Source organism: Micromonospora sp. DT228, from assembly GCF_049841595.1.
Lineage (GTDB): Bacteria > Actinomycetota > Actinomycetes > Mycobacteriales > Micromonosporaceae > Micromonospora.
On sequence record NZ_JBNCKO010000007.1, the window covers coordinates 78,849 to 101,890 of the forward strand.

At 72.0% G+C, this 23,042-nt stretch carries 18 protein-coding genes; 16 read left to right on the plus strand and 2 right to left on the minus strand.

The annotated features are described in order from the left end of the window. The first annotated feature begins 123 nt into the window (after positions 1 to 123). The 6 genes from ACLQ29_RS16320 (at position 124) to ACLQ29_RS16345 (ending at position 8,370) form a co-directional block, all read left to right on the plus strand. Positions 124 to 1,170, plus strand: a complete 1,047-nt coding sequence (locus ACLQ29_RS16320; RefSeq protein ID WP_425772375.1) for a polysaccharide deacetylase family protein — start codon at positions 124 to 126, stop codon at positions 1,168 to 1,170. A gap of 140 nt (positions 1,171 to 1,310) precedes the next feature. Beyond that, the gene (locus ACLQ29_RS16325) at positions 1,311 to 2,729 is read left to right on the plus strand and encodes a WGR domain-containing protein (RefSeq protein WP_425772376.1); all 1,419 of its coding nucleotides are present in this window, start codon (positions 1,311 to 1,313) and stop codon (positions 2,727 to 2,729) included. 74 nt (positions 2,730 to 2,803) lie between these two features. Further along, positions 2,804 to 3,907, plus strand: coding sequence for an endonuclease domain-containing protein (locus ACLQ29_RS16330; RefSeq protein WP_425772377.1), 1,104 nt, complete (start codon positions 2,804 to 2,806; stop codon positions 3,905 to 3,907). Continuing rightward, entirely contained in the window at positions 3,904 to 4,638 is a 735-nt protein-coding gene (locus tag ACLQ29_RS16335; RefSeq protein WP_425772378.1) for a hypothetical protein, read from the plus strand. Before ACLQ29_RS16330 ends, ACLQ29_RS16335 begins: the two co-directional genes overlap by 4 nt. Then, on the plus strand, positions 4,635 to 8,027 hold the full coding sequence (locus tag ACLQ29_RS16340; protein ID WP_425772379.1) for an ATP-binding protein: 3,393 nt from the start codon (positions 4,635 to 4,637) through the stop codon (positions 8,025 to 8,027). The genes ACLQ29_RS16335 and ACLQ29_RS16340 overlap by 4 nt, the downstream gene beginning before the upstream one ends. A gap of 10 nt (positions 8,028 to 8,037) precedes the next feature. Beyond that, positions 8,038 to 8,370: a putative quinol monooxygenase gene (locus tag ACLQ29_RS16345; RefSeq protein ID WP_425772380.1), complete on the plus strand. Its 333-nt coding sequence runs from the start codon at positions 8,038 to 8,040 to the stop codon at positions 8,368 to 8,370. Between the two features lie 86 nt (positions 8,371 to 8,456). Here ACLQ29_RS16345 and pdxY read toward each other — a convergent pair whose 3' ends face one another. Both pdxY and ACLQ29_RS16355 read right to left on the minus strand, forming a co-directional pair. Then, complete coding sequence (pdxY, locus tag ACLQ29_RS16350; protein ID WP_425772381.1) at positions 8,457 to 9,308, minus strand: pyridoxal kinase PdxY; 852 nt, start codon at positions 9,306 to 9,308, stop codon at positions 8,457 to 8,459. 139 nt (positions 9,309 to 9,447) lie between these two features. Continuing rightward, positions 9,448 to 10,242 carry a S1 family peptidase gene (locus ACLQ29_RS16355; RefSeq protein WP_425772382.1) on the minus strand — a complete coding sequence of 265 codons (795 nt, stop codon included), beginning with the start codon at positions 10,240 to 10,242 and terminating at the stop codon, positions 9,448 to 9,450. A gap of 285 nt (positions 10,243 to 10,527) precedes the next feature. On the opposite strand from ACLQ29_RS16355, the gene ACLQ29_RS16360 reads away from it, so the two are divergent. The 10 genes from ACLQ29_RS16360 to ACLQ29_RS16405 all read left to right on the plus strand — a co-directional run bounded on the left by ACLQ29_RS16360 (position 10,528) and on the right by ACLQ29_RS16405 (position 23,024). Continuing rightward, a complete protein-coding gene (locus ACLQ29_RS16360; RefSeq protein WP_425772383.1) occupies positions 10,528 to 12,882 on the plus strand; it encodes an AbfB domain-containing protein in 2,355 nt (784 codons plus the stop codon). Positions 12,883 to 13,279: 397 nt separating this feature from the next. Then, the gene (locus tag ACLQ29_RS16365) at positions 13,280 to 14,572 is read left to right on the plus strand and encodes a cytochrome P450 (RefSeq protein ID WP_425772384.1); all 1,293 of its coding nucleotides are present in this window, start codon (positions 13,280 to 13,282) and stop codon (positions 14,570 to 14,572) included. 239 nt (positions 14,573 to 14,811) lie between these two features. Further along, the gene (locus tag ACLQ29_RS16370; protein WP_393368649.1) at positions 14,812 to 15,294 is read left to right on the plus strand and encodes a helix-turn-helix transcriptional regulator; all 483 of its coding nucleotides are present in this window, start codon (positions 14,812 to 14,814) and stop codon (positions 15,292 to 15,294) included. A gap of 253 nt (positions 15,295 to 15,547) precedes the next feature. Further along, a complete protein-coding gene (locus ACLQ29_RS16375; RefSeq protein ID WP_425772385.1) occupies positions 15,548 to 17,941 on the plus strand; it encodes a sensor histidine kinase in 2,394 nt (797 codons plus the stop codon). 16 nt (positions 17,942 to 17,957) lie between these two features. Continuing rightward, positions 17,958 to 18,362 carry a roadblock/LC7 domain-containing protein gene (locus ACLQ29_RS16380; protein ID WP_425772386.1) on the plus strand — a complete coding sequence of 135 codons (405 nt, stop codon included), beginning with the start codon at positions 17,958 to 17,960 and terminating at the stop codon, positions 18,360 to 18,362. Between the two features lie 49 nt (positions 18,363 to 18,411). After that, positions 18,412 to 19,605 carry an ABC transporter substrate-binding protein gene (locus tag ACLQ29_RS16385; protein ID WP_425772387.1) on the plus strand — a complete coding sequence of 398 codons (1,194 nt, stop codon included), beginning with the start codon at positions 18,412 to 18,414 and terminating at the stop codon, positions 19,603 to 19,605. Beyond that, positions 19,602 to 20,498 carry an ABC transporter permease subunit gene (locus tag ACLQ29_RS16390; RefSeq protein ID WP_425772388.1) on the plus strand — a complete coding sequence of 299 codons (897 nt, stop codon included), beginning with the start codon at positions 19,602 to 19,604 and terminating at the stop codon, positions 20,496 to 20,498. Before ACLQ29_RS16385 ends, ACLQ29_RS16390 begins: the two co-directional genes overlap by 4 nt. Beyond that, positions 20,495 to 21,514 (plus strand): branched-chain amino acid ABC transporter permease, encoded by a 1,020-nt coding sequence (locus ACLQ29_RS16395; protein ID WP_425772389.1) that lies wholly within the window; start codon positions 20,495 to 20,497, stop codon positions 21,512 to 21,514. Before ACLQ29_RS16390 ends, ACLQ29_RS16395 begins: the two co-directional genes overlap by 4 nt. Continuing rightward, entirely contained in the window at positions 21,511 to 22,254 is a 744-nt protein-coding gene (locus tag ACLQ29_RS16400; protein WP_425772390.1) for an ABC transporter ATP-binding protein, read from the plus strand. The genes ACLQ29_RS16395 and ACLQ29_RS16400 overlap by 4 nt, the downstream gene beginning before the upstream one ends. Continuing rightward, positions 22,254 to 23,024: an ABC transporter ATP-binding protein gene (locus ACLQ29_RS16405; protein ID WP_425772391.1), complete on the plus strand. Its 771-nt coding sequence runs from the start codon at positions 22,254 to 22,256 to the stop codon at positions 23,022 to 23,024. Before ACLQ29_RS16400 ends, ACLQ29_RS16405 begins: the two co-directional genes overlap by 1 nt. The last annotated feature ends 18 nt before the right edge of the window (positions 23,025 to 23,042 follow it).

Below are 23,042 nucleotides of genomic sequence, written 5' to 3' on the forward strand. Positions count from 1 at the left end.
ATCCATCGAGGTCAATGCGATCGGCTTCGCGACGGATTCGGTTGGCCTCCCCACTCACCCACACCCGACCGGACCGCGCCGCCCGCGTTCCAGGCGCGTCCGGCCCGCGAGAAGGGGCATCAGATGAGCAAGGTCTCCCCCGGCCCGGCCCTGCGGTCGAGGCGTTTGCGCGCGGCACTGGCCGTCCTCGCCACCGCCGTCGCGGCGTGCGGCGTCGTCCTCGCCGCCACCTCGACCCCGTCCAGCGCCGCCACCTGCAACGGCTACGTCGGCCTCACCTTCGACGACGGACCGACCGGCAGCACCGGCGCGCTGCTCAACGTCCTGCGCGGCAACGGCGTACGGGCCACGATGTTCAACGTCGGGCAGAACGTCCAGAACAACCGCTCCGCGGCGCAGGCGCAGGTGTCCGCCGGCATGTGGGTCGCCAACCACAGCTGGGACCACGCCCACATGACCTCGATGAGCCAGTCGCAGATGCAGTCCGACCTGTCCCAGACCAACTCGGCGATCCAGTCGGCCACCGGCGTCCGACCGCAGTTGTTCCGTCCGCCGTACGGGGAGACCAACGGCACCCTCCAGTCGGTCGCGTCCTCGCTCGGCATGCGCCAGGTGATCTGGGACGTGGACTCACAGGACTGGAACGGCGCGAGCGTCAGCCAGATCGTGTCCAACGCGAGCCGCCTCCAGGCCGGTCAGGTCATCCTCATGCACGACGGGATCCAGAACACCCGCGACGCGATCCCCCAGATCATGGCCAACCTGACCAGCCGCAACCTGTGCCCCGGCATGATCTCGCCGTCCACCGGTCGCGCGGTCGCGCCCGACGGCACGACCCCGCCGCCCAGCACCGGCACGCCGCCGCCCAGCACGGCGACCCCGCCGCCCAGCACCGGCGGCTGCACCGCGACGGCGACGACCACGAACGTCTGGGGCGACAGGTACAACACGTCGGTGACGGTCAGCGGCGCCACCACGTGGACGGTGGTGGTGGCCCTCACCGCGCCGCAGCGGGTCTCCACCATCTGGAACGGCTCCGCCACCTGGGACAGCAGCGGCACGGTGATGACCATGCGGTCCAACGGCAGCGGCAACACCTTCGGCTTCACCACGATGACCAACGGCAACAGCAGCGCCCGTCCGCAGGTCCGCTCCTGCACCGCGGGCTGACCGCACCGGGCCCATTCGGTGTCGGCGGGTGCCCGGTGCTCTCCGGGCACCCGCCGATTGTGTCGGTGGCGGTCGTTAACGTGTGGGCACTGTCGCCGCGCCGGCCCGCCCAGGTCGGTCGCTGACCCCCGGAGGCCCTCATGTCCCAGGAGACGACCTACCTCGAACTGTCCGAAGTGGACGGTGCGCACAAGTTCTACGAGGTCATCGTCGACAACGCCACACTGACCGTGCGCTACGGCCGGATCGGCGACCAGGGGCAGGTCAAGGCCAACTCCTACCCCGACAACGCGCGGGCGCGAGCGGCCGCGGCGAAGAAGATCGGGGAGAAGGTCCGCAAGGGCTACGCGCCGGCGGTCCCGGGCGTCCGACAGAAGCGCACCGTCTCCCGGCGGCAGATCGTCAGCACCCGCTCCACCGCCCACACCGCCCCGGTGCTCTGGCGCTACGACTCCGGCGCTCCCGCCTTCGGCATCTTCGTCGACGGGCGACACTGCATGGTCGGCAACGAGCACGGTGTCATCACCACGCTCGACCACGACGCCCGGGTGCGCGGGCAGGTCCGCCTTCCCGACGGGGTGAAGTGCATCGTCGCCGACGACGCCTGGATCTACGCCGGCTGCGACGACGGCAACGTCTACGACCTCTCCGGCAAGGTGCCCCGGGTGGCGTACGCGATCGCCCCGGAAATCGACATCTACTGGCTGGACATCCACGACGGCGTCCTGGGTGTCTCGGATGCCGACGGCGGGATCACCGCCGTCGACCACGAGGACGAGTTCCTGTGGCGCAGGCCCGGGCAGGGGCGGTCGGCCTGGATGGTGCGGTGCGACGACGACGCCATCTACCACGGCCATTCGCGGGGGGTGACCGGCTACGAGTGGCGTACCGGCCAGGAACTGTGGCACACCAGCACCGGCTCGGTGCTGTTCGGCTGGCAGGAGCGGGGCAGCGTGTTCGCCGGGACCAGCACCCGCGAGGTGGTGCGGCTGTCCAAGGCCGGTCGACACGAGGGCAGCTACCGGTGCGACGCCCCGGTGTTCTCCTGCGCCACGGCCGAGGGCGGCCGCTACGTCTTCGCCGGTGACAGCCAGTCCTCGATCTACTGCTTCGACGCGGACGGCACCCGGCTGTGGAAGCTCGGCACCGGCTGCGGCTCGGCGTATTCGATGCAGTACCACGACGACCGGCTCTACGTCGTCACCACCGGCGGTTACCTGGCCTGCATCGACGCGAGCGAGCCGGCGATCCGGTCGGCCCAGGCCGGGGACGTGCCCGAGGTGCGCGACGTCAAGGCCCCCCGCCAGGCGCCACTGCCGGTGCGGCCGACGATCGTCGAGGTGACAAGCGACTCGGGCGCGGGCGTGGTGGTGCAGTGCCTGGACGATCGGGGCCGGCTGCGGGTCCAGGTGCTGTCCGACGGCTACCGACACGACTGGTCCGTGCAGTTCCCCAAGGGGATTCGCGAGCCGGGCGCCCGCTATCTGGTGACCGAGGTCCGCGAGTCCAGCCGGGGCGGGTTCTACCGGGCGTTCGGCGACATCCGCCGCCTGCGCTGACTGTCGGTCGCGGCCGTCGAGCCGGCACACCGACGGGACACCGGTCGGCCTCGCCGGTGTCATAGGGTGCCGGCATGGCGCAACCCGTCCAGGCCGACGGCCGGGCCGACGGGGCCTGGTGGGCCGCCCCGCCCACGCGGCGGGTGAGTCATCTGCCGGCCGTCGACCCCGAGGTGCTGCGGGTGGCACTCGACCCGTTGCCGTCGGCGGCGCCGGCGGTCGTGCACTTCCGGCCCACGACTGTGGGTCCGCTCGTCGACCTCGTGGACGACCTCCTCGACCAGTTGGACACCGCGGCGCTCGCCATGTTCCCCAGGTGGCTGACCGGCGCGGACCGGTTCGAGAGCGAGGGCACGCTCGGCGTGGCGGCGGTACGCGCCCTCGCGGCCCGTGCCGCAGCCCGTTCCCGACACTTCGGCCCGTTTCTCGCCGACCTCGCCGACCGTGCGCTGCGCGGTCCGCGCCGGCCCGCCGGCCGGTCCCACTTCGCCCCGGGGGTACGCGCCGCCGGGCTCGCCCGCGTGCTCGCCGAGGCGTACGACCGGGAGGGCTGCGTACTCGTCATCGCTCTGCCCGACCTGGGCGCGGATGCCGAGCGGGCACTCGTGGCCGCCGCCGAATGGCTCGTGCGGCACGGCGGCTTCACCGTGTGGTTGGCCGGCGGGCCGCTACGCCATGCCGACCGGGTGCGGTCGGTGCCGATGCTGGTGCCGGCGCGATTCGCCGAGTTGGCCAGCTCGACCGACCGGCCGCCGGCCACGTCCGCACAGCCGGGCCCGACGGTGCTGGCCTGGCCGCCGATCGCGGGCGTGCCGCGTGGTGACAGCGCGGCCGAGCAGGCACTGGAACGCGCGCTCGCACCGCACGACTGGGCGCGGGGCCGGCGGTGGAACCACACCTACGAGTGGCATCTGCTGGGTGCGTCGTACCGGCTGGATCTCTTTTGGCCCGTCGAGGGTCTTGCGGTCGAGGTGGACGGCCCGGAGCATCGTGGGCGAATCGCTTTCGCCAACGATCGGCGGAGGGACGTGCAGTTGCAACTCCTCGGGCTGGACGTGCTCCGCTTCACAAACGAGCAGGTGCTCACCGACGCGCCGGCGGTGGTCGACGGAATCCGTCGGCTGCTGGCCCGGCGACGCGCCGACGGCACGCACACCCATGGAGATGAGAGATCATGACCAGCCCGGCGGACGTCCCGCACCTGACGCCGAACCAGATCAACGCCCTCGTGGTGCTGATGGTCGAGGCGCGCCGAGTCACAAACGTCGAGCTGAAGGAGCTGGCCGGTTTCACGCTGACCGGCCAGGACAACAAGAAGCTCGTCGACCTGGGTCTGGTGGAGACCGATCGGACGCACCGGCCGTTCGCCCACGAGCTGACCGACGAGGGCTGGCGGGTGATCCGTCACCTGCACACCTCCACCCCGCCGAAGCAGGGCGGCTCCACCACCCGGTCGCTGTTCGTCGTCCTGTCCAACCTGCACCGTTCGCTGGACCGGCTCCGCGTCAGCCACGGCGACTTCTTCAAGCACACGGAGGCAACGGCCCCGGCGACAAGCGAGCCGCGACACGAAGCACCGGCGCCCGCAGCGGCGGCGGCAGCACCCACGGCGGCAATACCCGCAGCGGCGGCACCGGTCTCTCCGGCGGAGGTGGAGGCGCTGGTTCGGGCGGCGTACGGGGAACTCGCCACCGCGCCGGGCGACTGGGTCGGCCTCGCCGACGTCCGCGACCGGCTTGCCGACACCGAGCGGGCATCCCTCGACGCGACGTTGCGGGCGATGGTCGGTCGGGCGGACGTCCGCATCATCCCGGTGGCGAACACCAAGTCGTTGACCGCGCGGGACCGCGCCGCGGCCGTTCGCATCGGGAACGAGGACAACCACGCCCTGGCGATCGGCCCGGCATGATCTCGGACGACCAGCGGGCCGCGCTGGAAGCGGTGAGTCTCAACCCGGCGGTCACCCCGGACGACGTCTGGAGACCCAGCCCGCACAACGTACCGGAGCTGCACGAGAAGGTGGCCGCGGAGATCCTGCGCGGGGTGGCGCGGGCCCGCACCGACGACACGAGCATGCCGCTCGGCGTCGCCATGCAGGGCCGCGCCGGTGCCGGAAAGACGCACCTGCTCGGGGCGGTACGCGAGCGGATCCAGCGTGACGGCGGCTACTTCTTCCTCGTCGACATGGTCAGCGGCAAGACGTTCTGGGAAAGCGTCGCCCTGGCCCTGGTGGAGGGCATGGGCCGCGCCCACGTCGGCTGGGGCACCCAGCTGAAGACCTTCCTGCGCCGACTCACCCCTCAGCTCGGCCTGCCGGTGGAGGTCCGCGACGCGGTCGCCGGTGCCCGACCGGTGACCCGTGCGCAGCTCGACGCCTTCATCTGGGCACTGCGCGCCCGTGACCGGGAGGTCGGGCGAGACGCCCAGGACACCGCTCGGGCGCTCGTCCTGCACGGTGCCATCGACTTCGAGGCACAGGACGTGGGGTACGCCCACCTCATCTCCGAACCAGGCGACCCGGCCGCGCGGGCGGCGTGGGGGTTGAGCGGCGCCATCCGCCCCCCACAGCAGATCGTGCAGGACATCTCCCGGCTGATGGCCCTGACCCTGGACCCCACGGTGATCGCCGTGGATCAGCTCGACACGCTGTTCGCCCAAACCAGCACCTCACTGCTCAACCAGCATCAGGGGCTGGAGGACGGGCAGGCCAAGGTGCTCGGTCCGATCGCCGACGGCCTCCTCAAGCTCCGCGACATCACCCGTCGTACGCTCGTCGTCGTCTCGTGTCTGCCGGACACCTGGGTGCTGATGACACGTACCGTGCCCACTCCGGTCGGTGACCGCTTCCGGGCGGCGACCCTGCCCGACCGGATCCCCACCCCGGAGATCGGGCAGGCCATCGTGGCGAAGCGCCTCGCCGCCGCGTTCGGCGGTCCGCGTTTCGTGCCACCCCACCCCACCTGGCCGATCGCCCCGGCCGCCTTCGCCGACGCGCCCACCCTGACGCCACGCGCCCTGCTGCGCCGGGTGGACCGGCATGTGGCCTGGTGCCGTGACCACGGCGAGGTGGTCGAACTCGACCGACTCATCGACGGCACCGACTCGACGCCGACGGCGGGCACCGTGCGCGGCGCGGCGGCGGACCCGACGACTGTCGAACGCCGCCTGCGCGAGTTGGACGAACGGTTCGCCGAACTGGTCGAGGCCGCGGATGTGTCGGCCGCCGTCGATCCGGCTGGCGAGGACGAGCACATGCCGCGGCTGCTCGCCGCCGGCCTGGCCGCCTGGATCGCCGAGCAGGCGCCGACCGGTGCGACCTACAAGTACGATCCGCCGCCGGGGCGCAAGCCCGCTCTGCACGGTCGGTTGATCGAGGTGCTCGACGAGGCTACCGAGAACGAGGCGCACTGGTGCTTCCGAGCCGTCGCGCACCCGAACGCCATCGCGGTGACCGCACGAGTCAAGGCCGCCTGCACACTCGCCGGACTGGACCGGGACCTACCCCAACGGCGACTGATCCTGCTGCGCAACGGCGGGTGGCCGACCGGCAGGCGTACCACCGAGGTGTTGACCGGCTTCGACGCGGCCGGCGGCGTGCGGCGCGGGGTGCCGGAGGCGGACCTGCGGGTCTTCGCCGCCTTGCGGGTGCTGGCGAACGAGCCGTCCACGGCCCTGCAGGAGTGGCTGGTGTCGCGTCGTCATGCCAGCGGCACCGAACTGTTTCGGGCGGTCCTACCCGGCCCCGAGCAGCCCCGTGACGACGCACCACCGGCAGCTCCCGACGACGGGCTGCCGCCGCCGCGAGGTCCCGAGCCGCCGTCGGTTGGCACCGCGCCTCCGCCGGGCGGCACCGCGCCTCCGCCGGGCGGCACCGCGCCTCCGCCGGGCGGCACCGCGCCTCCGCCGGGCGGCACCGCGCTTCGGCCGGGCGGCACCGCGCTTCGGCCGGGCGGCGAGGCCGGCCCGACCAGCGCGCCGGTCGACGACGGGACCGGTGGGCGGTCGACCGGTCCGATCGCCGTGGCCGGACCCGCTGACTCCGGCGACCTCGTGGTCGACGCCAACGGTGCGACCATCGGGCTCGGGCGGACCGTCGACGGCGGCCATCCGTTCACGGTGGCCCTGGAATCGTTGCGCCGACACACAGTCGTATTCGCCGGGTCCGGTTCGGGCAAGACGGTGCTCATCCGTCGACTGGTCGAGGAGTGCGCCCGCGAGGGAGTCTCCGCGATCGTGCTCGACCCCAACAACGACCTCGCCCGGCTCGGTGACGCGTGGCCCGCACCACCGAGCGGCTGGGATCCCGGCGACGCCGAACGCGCCACCGACTACCTGGCACACGTCGAGGTGGTGGTGTGGACGCCCCGAGTCACCGCCGGTCGGCCGCTGAGTTTCCAACCGCTGCCCGACTTCACCTCACTGCGGGACTGGCCCGACGAGTTCGACCAGGCGGTCCGCTCCGCCGTGGAGGCGCTCGCGCCCCGCGCCGGCGTCGATCGGTCGAGCAGGCTCGCCCAGCAGGGCAAGGCCGTCCTCACCGAGGCCCTCCAGGCCTACGCGCGAAGCGGGATGGTGGGTCTGCCCGGCTTCACCGAGTTCCTCACCGACCTGCCCGAGGGGGTCAGTCGGCTGGCCCGCGCCGGAAAGCTCGCCGAGGAGTTGGCCGAGGCGCTCAAGGCGGCGATGGTGACCGATCCGCTCTTCGGTGGGGTCGGCGCACCTGCCGATCCGGGGCTGCTGCTGACCCCCTCGCCGGGGCGGCGTGCCCGGGTGTCGGTGATCAGCTTCGTCGGCCTCACCTCCGACCACCAGCGGCAGAGCTTCGTCAACCAGTTGCAGATGGCCCTCTTCGCCTGGATCAAACGGCATCCGGCCGGGGACCGGCCGTTGGGTGGGCTGTTCGTGATGGACGAGGCGCAGACGCTCGCCCCGTCGACCGGCACCACGGCCTGCACCGCCAGCACGATCGCGCTGGCCTCGCAGGCCCGCAAGTACGGGCTCGGGTTGGTCTTCGCCACCCAGGCTCCCAAGGGTCTGCACAACCAGATCTCCGGAAACGCGACGACGCAGTTCTTCGGGCTGCTCAACGCGCCCGCGCAGATCGACGCGGCCCGGCAGCTCGCCGAGGCCAAGGGCGGGCGACTTCCGGACATCGGCCTGCTCAACAGCGGCGAGTTCTACGCCGCCGGGGAGGGATTCTCGTTCGTCAAGGTCCGTACCCCGCTGTGCCTGACCCACCATCCGAAGGCGCCGTTGACTCCCGAGGAGGTCGTCGCCCGCGCCCACCCGGCTGGGTAGCCTGAGGCCCATGATCTTCATTACCGCCAAGTTCCGGGTCCTGGCCGAGCACGCCGACCGGTGGCCGCAGATCGCCGCCGAGTTCACCGAGGCGACGCGGGCCGAGCCGGGCTGTCTGTGGTTCGACTGGTCCCGCAGCCTGGACGACCCGAGCGAGTACGTGCTTGTCGAGGCGTTCCGCGACGACCAGGCCGGCGCCGCCCACGTGCGGTCCGCCCACTTCCGCGCGGCGCAGGAGACCCTGCCGCCGCACCTGGCCGAGACGCCGCGCATCGTCAACGTCACCGTGCCGCAGGAGGACTGGTCGCTGCTCGGCGAGATGGCCGTACCCGAGGGCCGCTGAACGTCGCTCGGGACGGGGTCCCGGCCGCTGACCATCGTCGCGGTCCGGGGCCGTCGGCCGTCGCTGGCGTCTCCCGACCCGCTGCCTCAGCGGAGCCGGCGGGCGCTGAACCGGGCCGGCGGATCGGCGATCACGTCCTGGGCGGCGACAAGCTGGATCTCCCGGGTGCCCGCCGCGAGCGTCGCCTCGAGAACGGCGAAGACGGAGCCGATGGTGCGTTCGAGCGCGGTCGCTGGTGAACCGGTCGTGCACAGGTGCGCGAGGTACAGCGCCGCGGTGACGTCGCCCCCGCCGTTCGGGTTGATCGGCAGCAGCGGGGTGGTCACCGCCCAGGCGCCCTCGTCCGAGACGGCCACCACCTCCAGCGAGCCCGGCGGCAGGTCGCCGTGCAGCACGCTTGTCACCAGGACGTGGCGCGGCCCGGTCGCCCGCACCACGTCGACCGCGTCGAGCACCTCCGCCAGCGAGTTCGTCGCCCGGCCGGCGAGGAAGTCCAGCTCGAAATGGTTCGGGGTGATGATGTCCGCGCGGGGCACGACGGTGTCCCGCAGATACTCCGGGATGCCCGGCCGGACGAACATCCCCCGTCCGACGTCGCCCATCACCGGGTCGCAGCAGTACACCGCGGTCGGGTTTGCCGCTTTGACCTTCTCCACCGCGTCCAGGATCACCGCGCCCATGGCCGGGTCGCCCTGGTAGCCGGACAGCACCGCGTCGGCGCTGCCGAGGACCCCCCGGTCCTCGATGCCCGCGATCACCTCGGCCACGTCCGCAGCCGGCAGCATGGGCCCACGCCACGCGCCGTAGCCCGTGTGGTTGGAGAAGTGCACGGTCACGACGGGCCAGACCTCGTGCCCGAGCCGTTGCAGGGGGAAGGCCGCCGCCGAGTTGCCGACGTGACCGTAGGCGACCGACGACTGGATGGACAGGATCTTCACCGGCCCATCATCGTCGTCGCGGCCGGTGCCGCACGCACGGCCCGCCGAATCTGTCGGGTGGCCCACTCGCCGCCCACCCGGTGCCGGCACGACGGGCGGCCTGGACCTCGTCGTCCGGGCCGCCCGCGCGGTCGTACGGTCAGCCGCCGAGACTCGCCGCGGCGGAGGCGATCGACGAGGCGAAGTAGCTCACCTGGGTGTAGACACCCGGGTAGTTGGGCCGGGCGCAGCCGTTGCCCCAGCTGACGATGCCGACCTGGATCCAGGCGTTGCCGCCGTCGCGGCGGAACATCGGGCCGCCCGAGTCGCCCTGGCAGGTGTCCGTGCCGCCGCTGGCGTAGCCGGCGCAGATCTCCTGCGCGGGGATGAGGTCGCCGCCGTAGTTGGCGTTGCAGGTGGAGTCGCTGACGAACGGGACGGTTGCCTTGAGCAGGTACCGCTGCTGGCCGCCGCCCTCACGCGCGGCGCCCCAGCCGGCGACGGTGAAGGTGCCGCTGTCGTAGGCGGTCGTGGTGGCGATCGGCAGGGTGCCCAGCCCGTTCACCGGGGTGGCCAGCCGGATCAGCGCCCAGTCGCGGCCGGCGCCGTTGTAGCCGGGGGCACGGTAGACGTAGTTGGACCGGACGGTGATCCGGCTGGACGACTGGAGGTCCACCGCTCCGAGGGTCGCGGTGATGCTGGTGTTGGTGCCGGTCGAGCCCACGCAGTGTGCCGCGGTGAGCACCAGCCGGGGGCTGTAGAGCGCCCCGCCGCAACCCATCGAGAGCCGCACCATGAACGGGAACTCACCCTGGGCGGCGCGGGTGCCACCGACGACGTTCGGCGTCATGGGGTTGTCGGCCGCCGCGGCCGGCGCGGTGAGAGTGAGGCTGGCCGCGGTCACCGCGGCCAACGCGGTGGCCAACAGGCCAGTGAGGGTACGCCAGCGAACCATGCATTCCTCCGCATCAGGATGGCACGCCTCGTGAGCGCACCCCATTCGAGATAGCGGTCATCATATTGAGAGATATGGATCTAGCGGGCCATCCTCTCTGGGTCGTACCACCGAGGCTATGGATCTCGCCTCGGCGCACGGGCGTTGACGACAGGACCATCGCGGCTCTATAACGTTGTACAAGAAATGACGGATGTCTATGCGCCTAGGACCACCCGATGCCCACCACCCACGCGCTTCGGGCCTGGCTGTACCGCCCGCAGCGACTCGCCCCTCGGAGACGGCATGACACGTCAGGTCCCCATCCGCCCCGCCCTGCCGCTGCTGCTCATCCTCGCCCTGGTCGTCGGCGTTCTCGCCGCGCCAACCCGGCCGGCGTACGCCGCACCGGCCAAGACACCGCCACTGACCACCCCCTGGACCAGCCAGGCGCTGGTCGGCACACCACTGCCCGAGTACCCGCGCCCGCAGATGTCCCGGCCGGACTGGCTCAACCTCAACGGCGAGTGGCAGCTACGTCAGTCGGCCACCGACGACGCCCCGCAGTTCGGCGTCAACCTGCCCGAGCGGGTCAACGTGCCCTTTCCGGTGGAGAGCGCCCTCTCCGGCATCCAGCGGGCCGCCAACGACAACCGCAACTACCTGTTCTACCGGCGTACCGTGACCATCCCGACCACCTGGTCGGGTCGGCGGACCCTGCTGCACTTCGGGGCCGTCGACTGGCAGAGCACCGTCTGGGTCAACGGCGTCCGGGTGGGCGCGCACACCGGCGGCTACGACGCCTTCACCTTCGACGTGACGCCCCAGCTCAGCGCCGGCACGAACGAGATCGTCGTCAAGGTCTGGGACCCCACCGACACCCGACAGAACGGCAGCCTGCCGGCCCTCGGCAAGCAGACCAAGACGCCCGGCGGCATCTTCTACACCCCCAGCTCGGGCATCTGGCAGACGGTGTGGATGGAGCCGGTGCCCACCACCTCCATCGCCAGCGTCGACGTCCAGCCCAACCTCGCCACCAACACCCTGCGGGTCCGGGTCTTCGCCCGGGGCGACGTGAGCGGCCACAGCGTGCTCGCCGAGGCGCTGAACGGGAGCACAGTGGTCGGCTCGGCCACCGGCGGCTTCAGCGAGTTCAGCGTCCCGGTGCCGAACGCGCGCCGCTGGTCACCCGACGACCCGTTCCTCTACAACCTCCGGGTGACCCTGCGCGGCGCCGGGGGCAGCGCGGTGGATCGGACCACGCACTACTTCGGCATGCGGGAGATCACCACCGGCCTGGTCAACGGGGTGTTGCGCCCCAAGCTCAACGGCCAGTTCGTGTTCCAGGTCGGCACCCTCGACCAGGGTTTCTGGCCGGACGGGCTCTACACCGCCCCGACCGACGCCGCGCTCGCCTTCGACCTGCGCAAGCACAAGGATCTCGGCTTCAACATGGTGCGCAAGCACATCAAGGTCGAACCGCAGCGCTGGTTCTACCACGCCGACCGCCTCGGCCTGCTTGTCTGGCAGGACATCCCGTCGCTGACCGCGCAGGACGTCGACCCGACCGACGCCCAGCAGGCACAGTTCGAGGCCGAGGCACGCGAGATCGTCGACGAGCACCGCAGCTCGCCCGCCGTCGTCGCGTACACGCCCTACAACGAGGGCTGGGGTGAGCGGTCCCTCACCGACACCCGGCGGGTCGCGCAGAACATCAAGAACCAGGACCCGACGCGGCTGGTCAACCCGCACAGCGGCCACAACTGCTGTCAGTCCCTCGGCGACCCCGGCAACGGTGACATCGACGACTGGCACGTCTACCTCGGGCCGGACTCCCCCGTGCCGTCGAGCAGCCGGATCGCCGTGCTCGGTGAGTTCGGCGGCCTGGGCCTGCACACCCCGGGCCACGAGTACAGCCCGAGCGGCAGCTTCTTCGCCTACGAGTGGCAGTCGACTTCGAGCGCCCTCACCGACCGGTACGTGGGGCTGGTGCAGGGCAGTCAGAACCTGATGCTCGGCAAGGGGCTCAGCGCCTCGATCTACACCGAGATCACCGATCTGGAGGGCGAGCTGAACGGGTTCCTCACCTACGACCGGCAGGTGACCAAGATGGATCAGGCGCGGGTGCGCGCCGCCAACACCGCCCTGATCAACGCCTCGAAGACCATCGGCAGCTCGGTGCCGGTAGCCCTGCCGGTCGACACCCGGCGGTCGTTGCGGGTGACCACGCCCGGCTTCACCAACCGCTACCTGCGGCACCGGGACAGCCTGGCCTACACCGAGGTGGTCGACGCCGCGAGCTCCAGCCTGCTCAAGGCCGACGCCACGTACACCATCCGGGCCGGCCTGGCCGGCACCGGTTGCTACTCGTTCGAGTCGGTCAACTTCCCCGGGCAGTACCTGCGCCACCAGAACTCCCGGGTCCGCAACTCACCCGACGACGGCTCGGCGCTCCTGCGGGCCGACGCCACCTGGTGCGCGCGCGTCGGGCTGACCGGCACGGGCGTGTCGCTGGAGTCGTACAACTTCCGGGGCAGATACCTGCGGCACTACGACTCGGAGATCTGGCTCAGCAACGGCACCGGCGGCGACGCGTACAACACACCGACGTTGTGGACCGCCGACAGCACCTGGGCCATCGCCACCCCGTGGGCGCCCTGACCCCGCAGGCGACGACCGCGTGACGCTGGCACGTCGCGGGAGGCTCCGACCTGGCGGAGAGCCTCCCGCGACGGGCCGGGCCGCTGTCGCGCGTCCCGCCTTCCCGGTCGGGCCGCGACCGGACACGGGCGTCACCTGGCGTACCGGAGGTCGTTTCTCCGGTCATGGGGACGGTGGCAAGGACCGAGCCGCAACTTGCATCCGGCCGACCTCAGCCGTCCGTTGCAATACGCAATCAGGCCGCAATAAATAGATGCTGACCAATCTTGACTTGCCCATCCGCTCAGCGCACCGTGAAGAGCCAGAGGCAGTTGCGCGCCATTATCGGCCCGACTGACGTGAATCGCCGAATGGAGGCGCTGCCGGTTTTCGCGCCGCGTTCACCAGGAGGCGTTCCATGCGGTTGGATCCGTTCGCCGGAGCTTATCTCACCGATCCGGCAAGCATCTGGCGGCGAATTCTCGACGACCCCGGCGAGGTGCACCACGCCGAGGACCTGGACCTGTGGTTGATCAGCAGGCACGCCGACGTCCGACGTGCCCTCGCCGACGCCACGACGTTCACGAACGCCCTCACGCTCGCCCCGGTCTACCAGGTGTGCCCGGAGGCGATGAGCGTGCTCATGCAGCTCGACGCGCCACCCACCACGGCCGCCGCGGACCCACCCGTGCATCCCCGCACCCGCCGGGCCCTGCGGGCGACCTTCGCGAACACCACCGAGCGGGTCGAGGCCGAGTACGGCGCGATCGTCCGGCGGCGGGTCAACCAGTTGGTCTCCCGGCTCGCCGCCCGTCAGGGCGAGCGGGTCGACCTGATCCCGGAGCTCGCCACCGAGCTTCCCCTGCTCGTGGTCCTGGACATCCTCGGGGTGCCCGACGTCGACGTCGCGCGGATCCGGAGCTGGGCGGACGGTCAGATAGCCCTGGTCTGGGGGCAACCGGACCCGGCCGAGCAGGTACGCCTGGCGCAGGGCCTGCTGGACTTCTGGCGCTACTGCGAGGATCTGGTCCGTCGGCGCGTCGACGGTGGACACCCGGCCGACGACTTCATCGGCCGCGCCCTGGCCTACCGGGACGACGACGACGCGGTGCTGACCGTGCCCGAGGTGGCGAGCCTGGCCTTCAACCTCCTGGTCGCCGGCCACGAAACCACCGCCGGCCTGCTCGCGCACGCCCTCGACCAGGCGTTGTCCAGTCCCCGGCACTGGACGGACCTCGCCGCCGACCGGAGTGCCGTCCCCGCGTTCGTGGCCGAGACCCTGCGGTTCGCGCCCGCCATCGACGGCTGGCTGCGGGTGACCAGCCGCGACGTCACCCTGGGGACGGTGACGATTCCCGCCGGGGCGCGTTGCCTGTTGCTGATCGGGGCGGCAAACCGCGACCCCGCGGTCTTCACCCACCCGGACCGGTTTGCGCCCGACCGGGCGGACGTGGGCAATCACCTGTCGTTCGGCCACGGCCCGCATTTCTGCATCGGCGCGGGATTGGCACGACTGGAGGCCGAGATCACCATCACCAGACTCACCGAGGCCATTCCCGGCCTCCGTCTGGCGACTGCGCGACAACGCTCATACAAACCCAATGTCGCGTTTCGCGCCCACCACTCGCTGATCGCGGTCATCGATATCAGGGCGCCCGCCGACCTTGCGGCGACGCGCGGTGCGGCGGCCACCGAAGCGGCTGCCGCCTGACCGTGAGCGTGCGCCAGCAGGCTCACCCGCGCGCCGGCCGAGCGGCGTCGCTCACCTGGCCCGACGCAGCTCGGCCCCGCGCGGGCACCTTTTCCGCTTTGTCCGGCGATTCATGTCGGTGAACATCTTCACACCCATCGCATCCTGGGTTAAGAATTGCCCTCTATGATTGTTCAGCTCATCGGCGAATCTCGATCTGGCGTCCGCTGCTGATTCCCCGTAGCCACGAAGGTGAGCGCATGGAGCACACGTCCCCGTCGAGCTCTGCTCCCTCCGTGGCCAGCGAGCGGTTCCGCTGGGAACTGCGCAACTGCCGCGTTCGCCGGGGTCTGACCCAACGAGCCCTGGCGGATCTGGTGCGGTTCAGCCGGGAGACGGTGGCGGCGGTCGAGTCGGGTCGCCGGTTCGGCAGTCACGAGTTCGCGCTGCGCTGCGACGACGTACTCGGGACCGGCGGCCGGCTCGCGGCGTTGTGGCCACAGGTGGCCGCCGAGCAGTTGGCGGCCGACGGCCGCCGGGGCCCCCGCGCCCCGGAGCCAGCCCGGCGGGATCAGCCGGTGCCGCGCCAGCGCGCCCGGCGCGACGCGCGCGACCCGGGCGCCGTGGTGGACGCGATCGACGAGCTGCGGGAACTGATCGGTCAGGTGCTCAACGGCCCACCGGACCAGGACGACGCGGAGCGGCGACACCCCCGGGCCGACCCCCTCGACGACCAGCGCTGACCACACCGTTCCCGATCGGTCTCGCGGCGTCACCGGGCGCTGACGATGGGTACAGATGCTGGTACGGGCAGTTTGTACCACGGCCAGGTCTGGTCTACGAGCGCGGCTTCCGGCCGAATGGGACTTGCATTCGGCAACGTGCGGATAGACCGTCATCGACGAGTCGTGGGAGTCAATCTTGGCGTCGAGCACCCGGTCCCACGCGGCCAGACCCTACCCGACGCGCCAACGCGGCTGGAAGATAGCCGGGCGGATGCGCCTCATCGTCGCGGCACCACTCGTCGCCGTGATCGGCTTCGCCGGTCTCGCGCTGACCGAGAGCGCACGCCAGACCGTACGCGCCAGCGACCTGCGGATCCTGGCACAGGTCGGCGCGGAGGCCGGTGACCTGGCCTACCGGCTGCAACGCGAACGCATCGCCGCCGCCGACCTACTCACCTACCCCACGCCGGAGCAGCAGGACACCTTCGGCGTGGAGCTGGCCGCCACCGACGACGCCGTCGCGCGCTACCGCGCACAGCGCGACCGGCTGCCCTCCGGCGCCGGCGCCAACCGCGCTCTCCTGCGCCGCATCGACGCGGCCCTGGACAGCCTCGCCCCGCTGCGCACCCAGGTACGCACCGCGGCGCACGCCTCGGTCTCGGCGATGACCTTCAGCTACCGGATCGCGATCGCCGACCTGATCAGCTTCCGGGAGAACATCTCGCACGGCGTGGTCAACGCCGCGCTCGCCGACGGGATCCGCGCCTCGGCGGCCCTGTCGAAGACGGCCGAGGCCCTCGGTCAACAGCAGGTCGCCGTGCTGCGCGCGGTCGCGGGCGGCGAACTCACCCCCGCCATGCAACAGGACATCACCGCGGCCCGGACCAGCTACACCGAGTCGAGCCTGTCGTTCCTGGCCCTGGCCCCGCCCGAGTGGAGCGTCTGGTGGGAGCAGGCCGGCACCGGCAAGGAGGCGCTCACTCTGCAACGAATGCAGGACGAGGTGTCGCGGACCCAGCCGGGATCACGCCTGCAACTGGAGACCGCCGGCTGGGTCTCCACCACCCAGGCGCGTGCCGCCCGCCTGGCCGACCTGCGCGCACGGGCCGACGCCGCGGTCGGCGACGACGTCCGGGCCGCGCACGCCGATCAGCGCCGCCGGGCCGTGGCCGAGGCCGTCGGCGTCCTGCTGGCGCTGCTCCTCACCGCGCTGGTGACCTGGGCCGTCGCCCGGCAGATCACCCGCCGGTTGCATCGCCTCCGGGACGCGGCGAACGCCGTGGCTTTCGAACAGCTCCCCGCCGTGGTGGCCCAGCTCCAGCAACCGGGCAGCGCCGCCGTCGACCCGCACAGGCTGGCCCGTCAACAGGCCTCCGCCGCCCTCGAACCGTCCAGCGACGACGAGATCGGCGAGCTGGGTCAGGCGTTCAGCGCGGTGCACCAGGCCGCCGTGCGGACCGCCGCCGAGCAGGCCGTCATGCGCGCCAACACCGCCGACATCTTCATCCACCTGAGCCGCCGCGAACAGCGGCTCGTCGACGCCGTGCTGGCCCAGGTCGACCTGGTCGAACGCGACGAGACCGATCCCGACCGGCTGCACCAGCTGTACACGTTGGACAACCTGGCGACCCGGATGGGACGGATCAACGCCAGCCTGCTCGTGCTCGGCGGCGTCGGTGCCGGCCGCGTACGCCCGCGCGACGTCCCTTTGCAACAGGTGCTCCAGGCGGCGCTGTCCCAGATCGAGCACTACGCGCGGATCCGGCTCGGCATGATCGACGGGGACGTCGCCGTGGCGGCGAAGACCGTCGACGAGGTCGTGCACCTGCTCGCCGAACTCATGGACAACGCCACGACGTACTCGCCGCCCGGCAGCGAGACCTGGGTGAGCGGTCGAAGCCTGGGCGACCGTGTCATCGTCCAGATCAGCGACGAGGGCATGGGGTTGTCCCCGCAGCGGATGCAGCAGCTCAACGACCTCCTGGCTCGCCCACCGGCGATCGACGTGGCGGCCGTACGGGCGATGGGACTTGTCGTCGTGGGCCAGCTCGCGGCCCGGCTGGGCGCCACCGTCCAACTGCGACGCGGCCCCCGACGAGGCACTCTCGCCGAGGCGACGCTGCCCGCGGCGATCATCCGGTCGCTACCACCGGAGGAGTACCTGCTCGCGCCCGGCCGCCTCTCGCGGCGGGCCGCGCGCACCGCCAGCCCGCCGCCGCCGTACCAGCCGCGTCCCGAGCCCACCGCCGGACGTCCTCCGGCCGACCGGGTCCTGCCGGCGGCACCGGTGTTCCGACGGACTCCCCCACCCCCGGACCGGGGTGACGCGCCCACCGAGGAGCTGCTCATCTTCGAAGAGGTCAACCACTGGTTCCAGACGGACGCCGCCGACGGCACCGACGACCGAGAGTGGTCCAGCCCCGCCGACGAGGCCTGGCACACCGCCGCCCAGGCGCACACCCCCGACGTCGCCACGACCACCACGGCGGGCCTGCCCAAACGGGAGCCGCAACGGCATCTCGTGCCCGGCGGCGTGAGCGTGCCCCAACAGCAACAGCGGTCCGAGTACCGCGACCCGGCCCAGGTGGCGACGGCGATGGCCGCGTACGCGCGGGGTGTGGCGAACCGCAGGCGCACCCCGATCAACCTCGGCAACACATCATGACGCGACAGGAGAGCACGTGAGCGACCAACAGGACCTCGGCTGGCTGCTGGACAGCTTCGCCGCGCGCGCGAGCGAGGTCAGCCATGCGATCGCCATCTCCAGCGACGGCCTGATGGTGGCGTCCACCCGTGACCTGCCCCCGGACCGGGCCGACCAGTTGGCCGCGACGGGCAGCGGACTGGTCAGCCTGCTGCGCGGGGCGGCGGCCTTCTTCGACGCCGGCGCGGTGATCTCCAATGTCACGCAACTGGAGGGCGGGTTCATGTTCTCCATGGCCTTCAACGACGGCGCCTCGCTGCTGGTGCTCGCCGCGCCCGAGTGCGACGTGGGCAAGGTCTCCTACGAGATGACCGAGCTGGCCAACCGCATCGGCGACGCCCTGACCCCCGCGGCCCGGGCGGCACTCGCCCGCAGCCGCTGACCACCCCGGCGCCCCCACGCCGGACACCCTCTTCCTCTGGAGTTCAGACATGCCTCACCTCACCTCTGGGCGCAGCCATGCCCTCACCGCCACACTGCTGGCGGTCGTCCTGACCGCCAGCACGGCCTGCGGCGACGACGCGCCGGGCACGAGTGCCGGCGGCCCGATAAAGATCGGCCTGCTCGCGTCGCTGTCCGGGACGTACCAGTCCGTCGGTACGGAGATCCGCGACGGCTTCCAGCTCTACCTGGACACCCACGACGGCAAGCTCGGCGGTCGACAGGTCGACCTCGTTGTCGCCGACGAGGGCAACGGCGCCCAGACCGCGGTCCCGGCGGCGACCAAACTGCTCAAGCAGGACCGGGTGTCAGTGCTCACCGGCATCGTCGGCGGCGGCTCGGTCGCCGGGGTCACCCCGTTGCTCGACGAGACAAAGGTGCCGCTCGTCGGCTCCAACGGGCGACCGGAACTCAAGGACGTCTCCCGGGTCTGGCACACCTCGTACCTCTCCGACGAGCCCGGGGAGGCGATCGCCCAACACGTCCGCGACAACGTGCAGGGCTCGGTGTACGCGATCGGCCCGGACTACCAGGGTGGCTGGGACGAGCTGCGGGGATTCACCGACACGTTCGGCAAGATCGGCGGGAAACTCGCGAACACCGACGGCAAGACCACCTTCACCCCGTTCCCGGCCACCACCAACTTCACCCCGTACTTCGCCCGCATCAAGGCCTCCGGCGCGGCGGCCGTCTACACCTTCTACGCCGGCAGCGCCGCCGTCGACTTCGTCAAGCAGTACGCGCAGTCCGAGATCAAGGACGTCCCGCTGTACGCGGCCGGGTTCCTCACCGAGGGCGGCGTGCTCAACGCGCAGGGCGAGGCGGCCCGGGACATCTTCTCGGTGCTCAACTACTCACCCGACCTGGACAACGCGGAGAACCGCGCCTTCGTGGCGGCGTGGAAGGCCAAGCACGACGGGTCGCCGACGACCTACGCGCTCGCCTCGTACGACGCGGCGGCCGTCCTGGACCGGGCGGTCGGCGCCGCCGGGAGCAACCCGACTCCGGACGCCATCAACACGGCCATCGGCCAGCTCGGCCAGATCGCCAGCCCGCGTGGCACCTGGCAGTTCTCCACCACCACGCACTCCCCGGTGCAGAAGTGGTACCTGCGGCAGGTCCGCCAGGACGGCCGCGCGCTGTCCAACACCGTCGTGGGTGACCTCGCGACCGTCGGCCGGTGACCACGGTGGCGGCCGGCCTGAACCGGATCGACCCGTACCTGATCCCGGCGCTGGACGGGGTCGCCTACGGGCTGCTCGTGTTCGTCGCCGCGTCGGGCCTGGTCTTCTGCTTCGGCGTCGCCAACATCCTCAACCTGGCGCACGGCCTGCTCTACGCGATCGGCGGCTACACCGCCGCGGCGGTGCTCGACGGTGGCTGGGCCAGCCTGGCGTTGGCGCTGCTCGTCGGCGTGCTGGCCGCCGCCGCCGCCGGTGCGCTCCTGGCCGGCCTGCTCACACCTGTCGCCACCAGCAACCACCTCGGTCAGGCGCTGTTGACGTTCGGTGTGGCACTGGCCGGCGGCAGCCTGCTCGTCGCCGGCTTCGGGCCCGACGATCCGCAGGTCCGGGTGCCCGCCGTCCTGGAGGGGTCGGTGGTGGTCGCCGGGCACCGCTACGCCGCGTACCGGTTGGTCTTCATCGTCGTCGCGGCGGTGCTCGCCGTCGCGCTCTACCTGGTGGTGCGGCGCACCAGGGCCGGGATGCTGGTCCGCGCGGCCGTCGACGACCCGGAGATGGTCGCCTGCCTGGGCGTGAGCCCCGCGCGGATCCGCGCGGGTGTGCTCGCCGCCGCCGGCGCGCTGGCCGGTGCGGCCGGGGTCCTGGGCGCGCCGATCATCGGCCCCGGCACGGACACCGCCGACACCGTCCTGTTGCTGTCCCTGGTGGTCGTCGTCCTCGGCGGCCTCGGGTCGATGGGCGGCACCCTGCTGGCGGCGCTCGCGATCGGCGAGATCCAGACACTGGGCGTGGCGCTGCTGCCGTCCGCCGCGCCGTTCCTGTTGTTCGCCGCCATGGCGGGGGTGCTGGCCGTGCGGGCCCGGGGCCTGGCCGGCAGGTGGAGGGCGGTATGAGGGACGAGGTGGTTCGGCGAGCGCGGGGCGCCGTCGCGGCGCTCGTCCTGGCCGGCCTGGTCGTGGCGCCCTGGGTGGTCGACGACTACACCACGGCGATCCTCGCCCGGACGCTGGCGTTGGCCCTGGTCGGGGTGAGCGTGGCCCTGCTCACCGGCGTCGCCGGCATGCCCACCCTCGGGCAGACCGCGCCGTACGCGGCGGGCGCCTACGCGTGTGCCGTGGTCGGCAGCCGGGTCTCCGACGTCGGCGTCGTGCAGCTCGCCGTCGCGGCGGCCGCCGGGGCGGTGCTGGCCGCGCTGACCGTGCCCCTCGTCGTGCACGCCCGGGGGGTGATCATCCTGATGATCACGTTGGCCATCGGTGAACTCGCCGTCACCGTCCTCGGCCGGTGGCGGTCGGTGACAGGTGGCACGGACGGGTTGGCCGGCATCGCCGCGGTCCGCCCCTTCTGGGGGCTCCCGCCGCTCGCCAGCGACCAGGCGCGCTACCTGTACGCCCTGGTCGTCGTGGCCACGCTCGTCGGCGCGGTGCTGGCGCTGCTGCGGACCCGGGCGGGGCTGCTGCTGCGTGCCGGCCGGGACGACGAGACGCGGTTGCGGGCCAGCGGTCACCGGATGCCGCTCTACGTCTCCGGCGCGCACGTCGCCGCCGGGGCGATCGCCGGCGCGGCCGGCTCGCTCCTGGTCGTCGCCCAGCAGTACATCTCCCCCGCCGACTTCGGCTTCGACACGTCCGCGCTGCTGCTGCTCGGTGTCGTCATCGGCGGCACCGCCTCGGTCGGTGGCGCCCTGGTGGGCGCGGCGCTCGTCATCGCCGTCCGGGACTGGTTGTTCGGGGTGCTGCCCGGCCACGCGCCGCTGGTGCTGGGGCTGCTGTTCGTGGCGACGGTCTACCTGCTGCCCGGCGGCGGCATCCGGGCCCGGGGCAGGCTGCGCCCGTCGGGCGCCCCGGCACCACAGCCGGACCCGTCCGTCGCCCAGGAGCAGGCCACCGTCGGGGAGCTGCGCCGATGACCGGCCTGCTCGACGCCCAGGAGGTCAGCGTGCGGTACGGCTCGCTCGCCGCGCTCGACGGCGTGGACCTGTGCATCCACGACGGCCAGCGGCACGCGTTGATCGGCCCGAACGGGGCCGGTAAGACGACCCTGCTCAACGTCCTCGGTGGTTCCACGAAACCGCAGCGCGGCACCGTGCGGTTCGACGGACGGGACATCGGCCGGCTCGGTCCGGCGGCCCGGGCGCGGCGGGGCATCAACCGCATTCACCAACGACCTGCGGTCTTCGCGACCCTCACCGCGACGGAGAACGTGGTGGTGGCCGCGCTGCCACGGGTCATCCCACGCCGCCGGTGGTGGCCGGGCGGAGGCCGACGCGCCGCACAGCACCTGGCCGGCCCACTGCTGAACCAGATGGGGCTCGCGGATGTCGCGGCGGTGCCCGCCGGGCACCTCGCCCACGGGCAACGACGCCAGTTGGAGATCGCCATGGCCCTTGCCGGTCGCCCCCGCCTGCTGCTGCTCGACGAACCGGCGGCCGGGCTGTCCGCCGTCGAGGTCGGCCGGCTCGTCGAGCTGCTCCGGGCACTGCCCCGGGCCGTCGCCGTGCTCCTTGTCGAACATCGACTGGACCTCGTGTACGCCCTGTCCGACACGGTGACCGTGCTGCGCGACGGCCGGACGTTGGCCGCCGGGACGCCCGACGAGATCCGCTCCTCGCCGCTGGTGCGGCAGGCCTACGGCGACGGGGTGGCCTGATGTTGTCGGTGGATCGCCTGTGCGCCGGCTACGCCGGAGGGATGGTGCTGCACGAGGTCAGCCTGCGGGTGCGTGCCGGCAGCATCCAGGCCGTGGTGGGCCGCAACGGTGCGGGCAAGAGCACGCTCGTACACACGATCGCCGGGCTGGTGCGGGCCTCCAGCGGTCGCATCGAGATCGGCGGTGTGCACGTGGCCGGCCGACAACCACACCGCGTCGCCCAGTCCGGCGTCGGACTCGTCCCGCAGGGCCGACGGGTGTTCTCCCGACTGACCGTGGCCGAGCACCTGCACCTGGCGGCCGCACCGTGGCGGGCCGCCGCCCCCGGTGGCGAGGGCTGGACGGTGGCCCGCACCCTCGACCTGCTGCCCCGGTTGGCGGCGCGGCTGCGACACCGTGGCTGCGAACTCTCCGGCGGCGAACAGCAGATGTTGGCGATAGCCCGCGCGCTCCTCGGCCAACCACGGGTGCTGCTGCTCGACGAACCGTGTGAGGGCCTCTCGCCCGATCTGGCGGCGCGGGTCCGTGAACTCGTCAACGGTCTCGCCGCCGACGGCTTGACCGTGCTGCTCGTGGAGCAGCAACTCCAGCACGCGATCGAGATCGCGGACCGGGTGGCGGTGCTGGAGTACGGCCGGGTGGTCTACGACCGACCGACGGCCGGGGCCCGCGTCGATCCGGCGCCGCTCGCGGCGATGTTGAGCGTCGCCGCCTCCCCGCCGCCCCCACCCAACCGAGCGGCCCCTCGGCTCTGGGCCGACACCCCGTAGTCACCCTTCTCGGAGAGG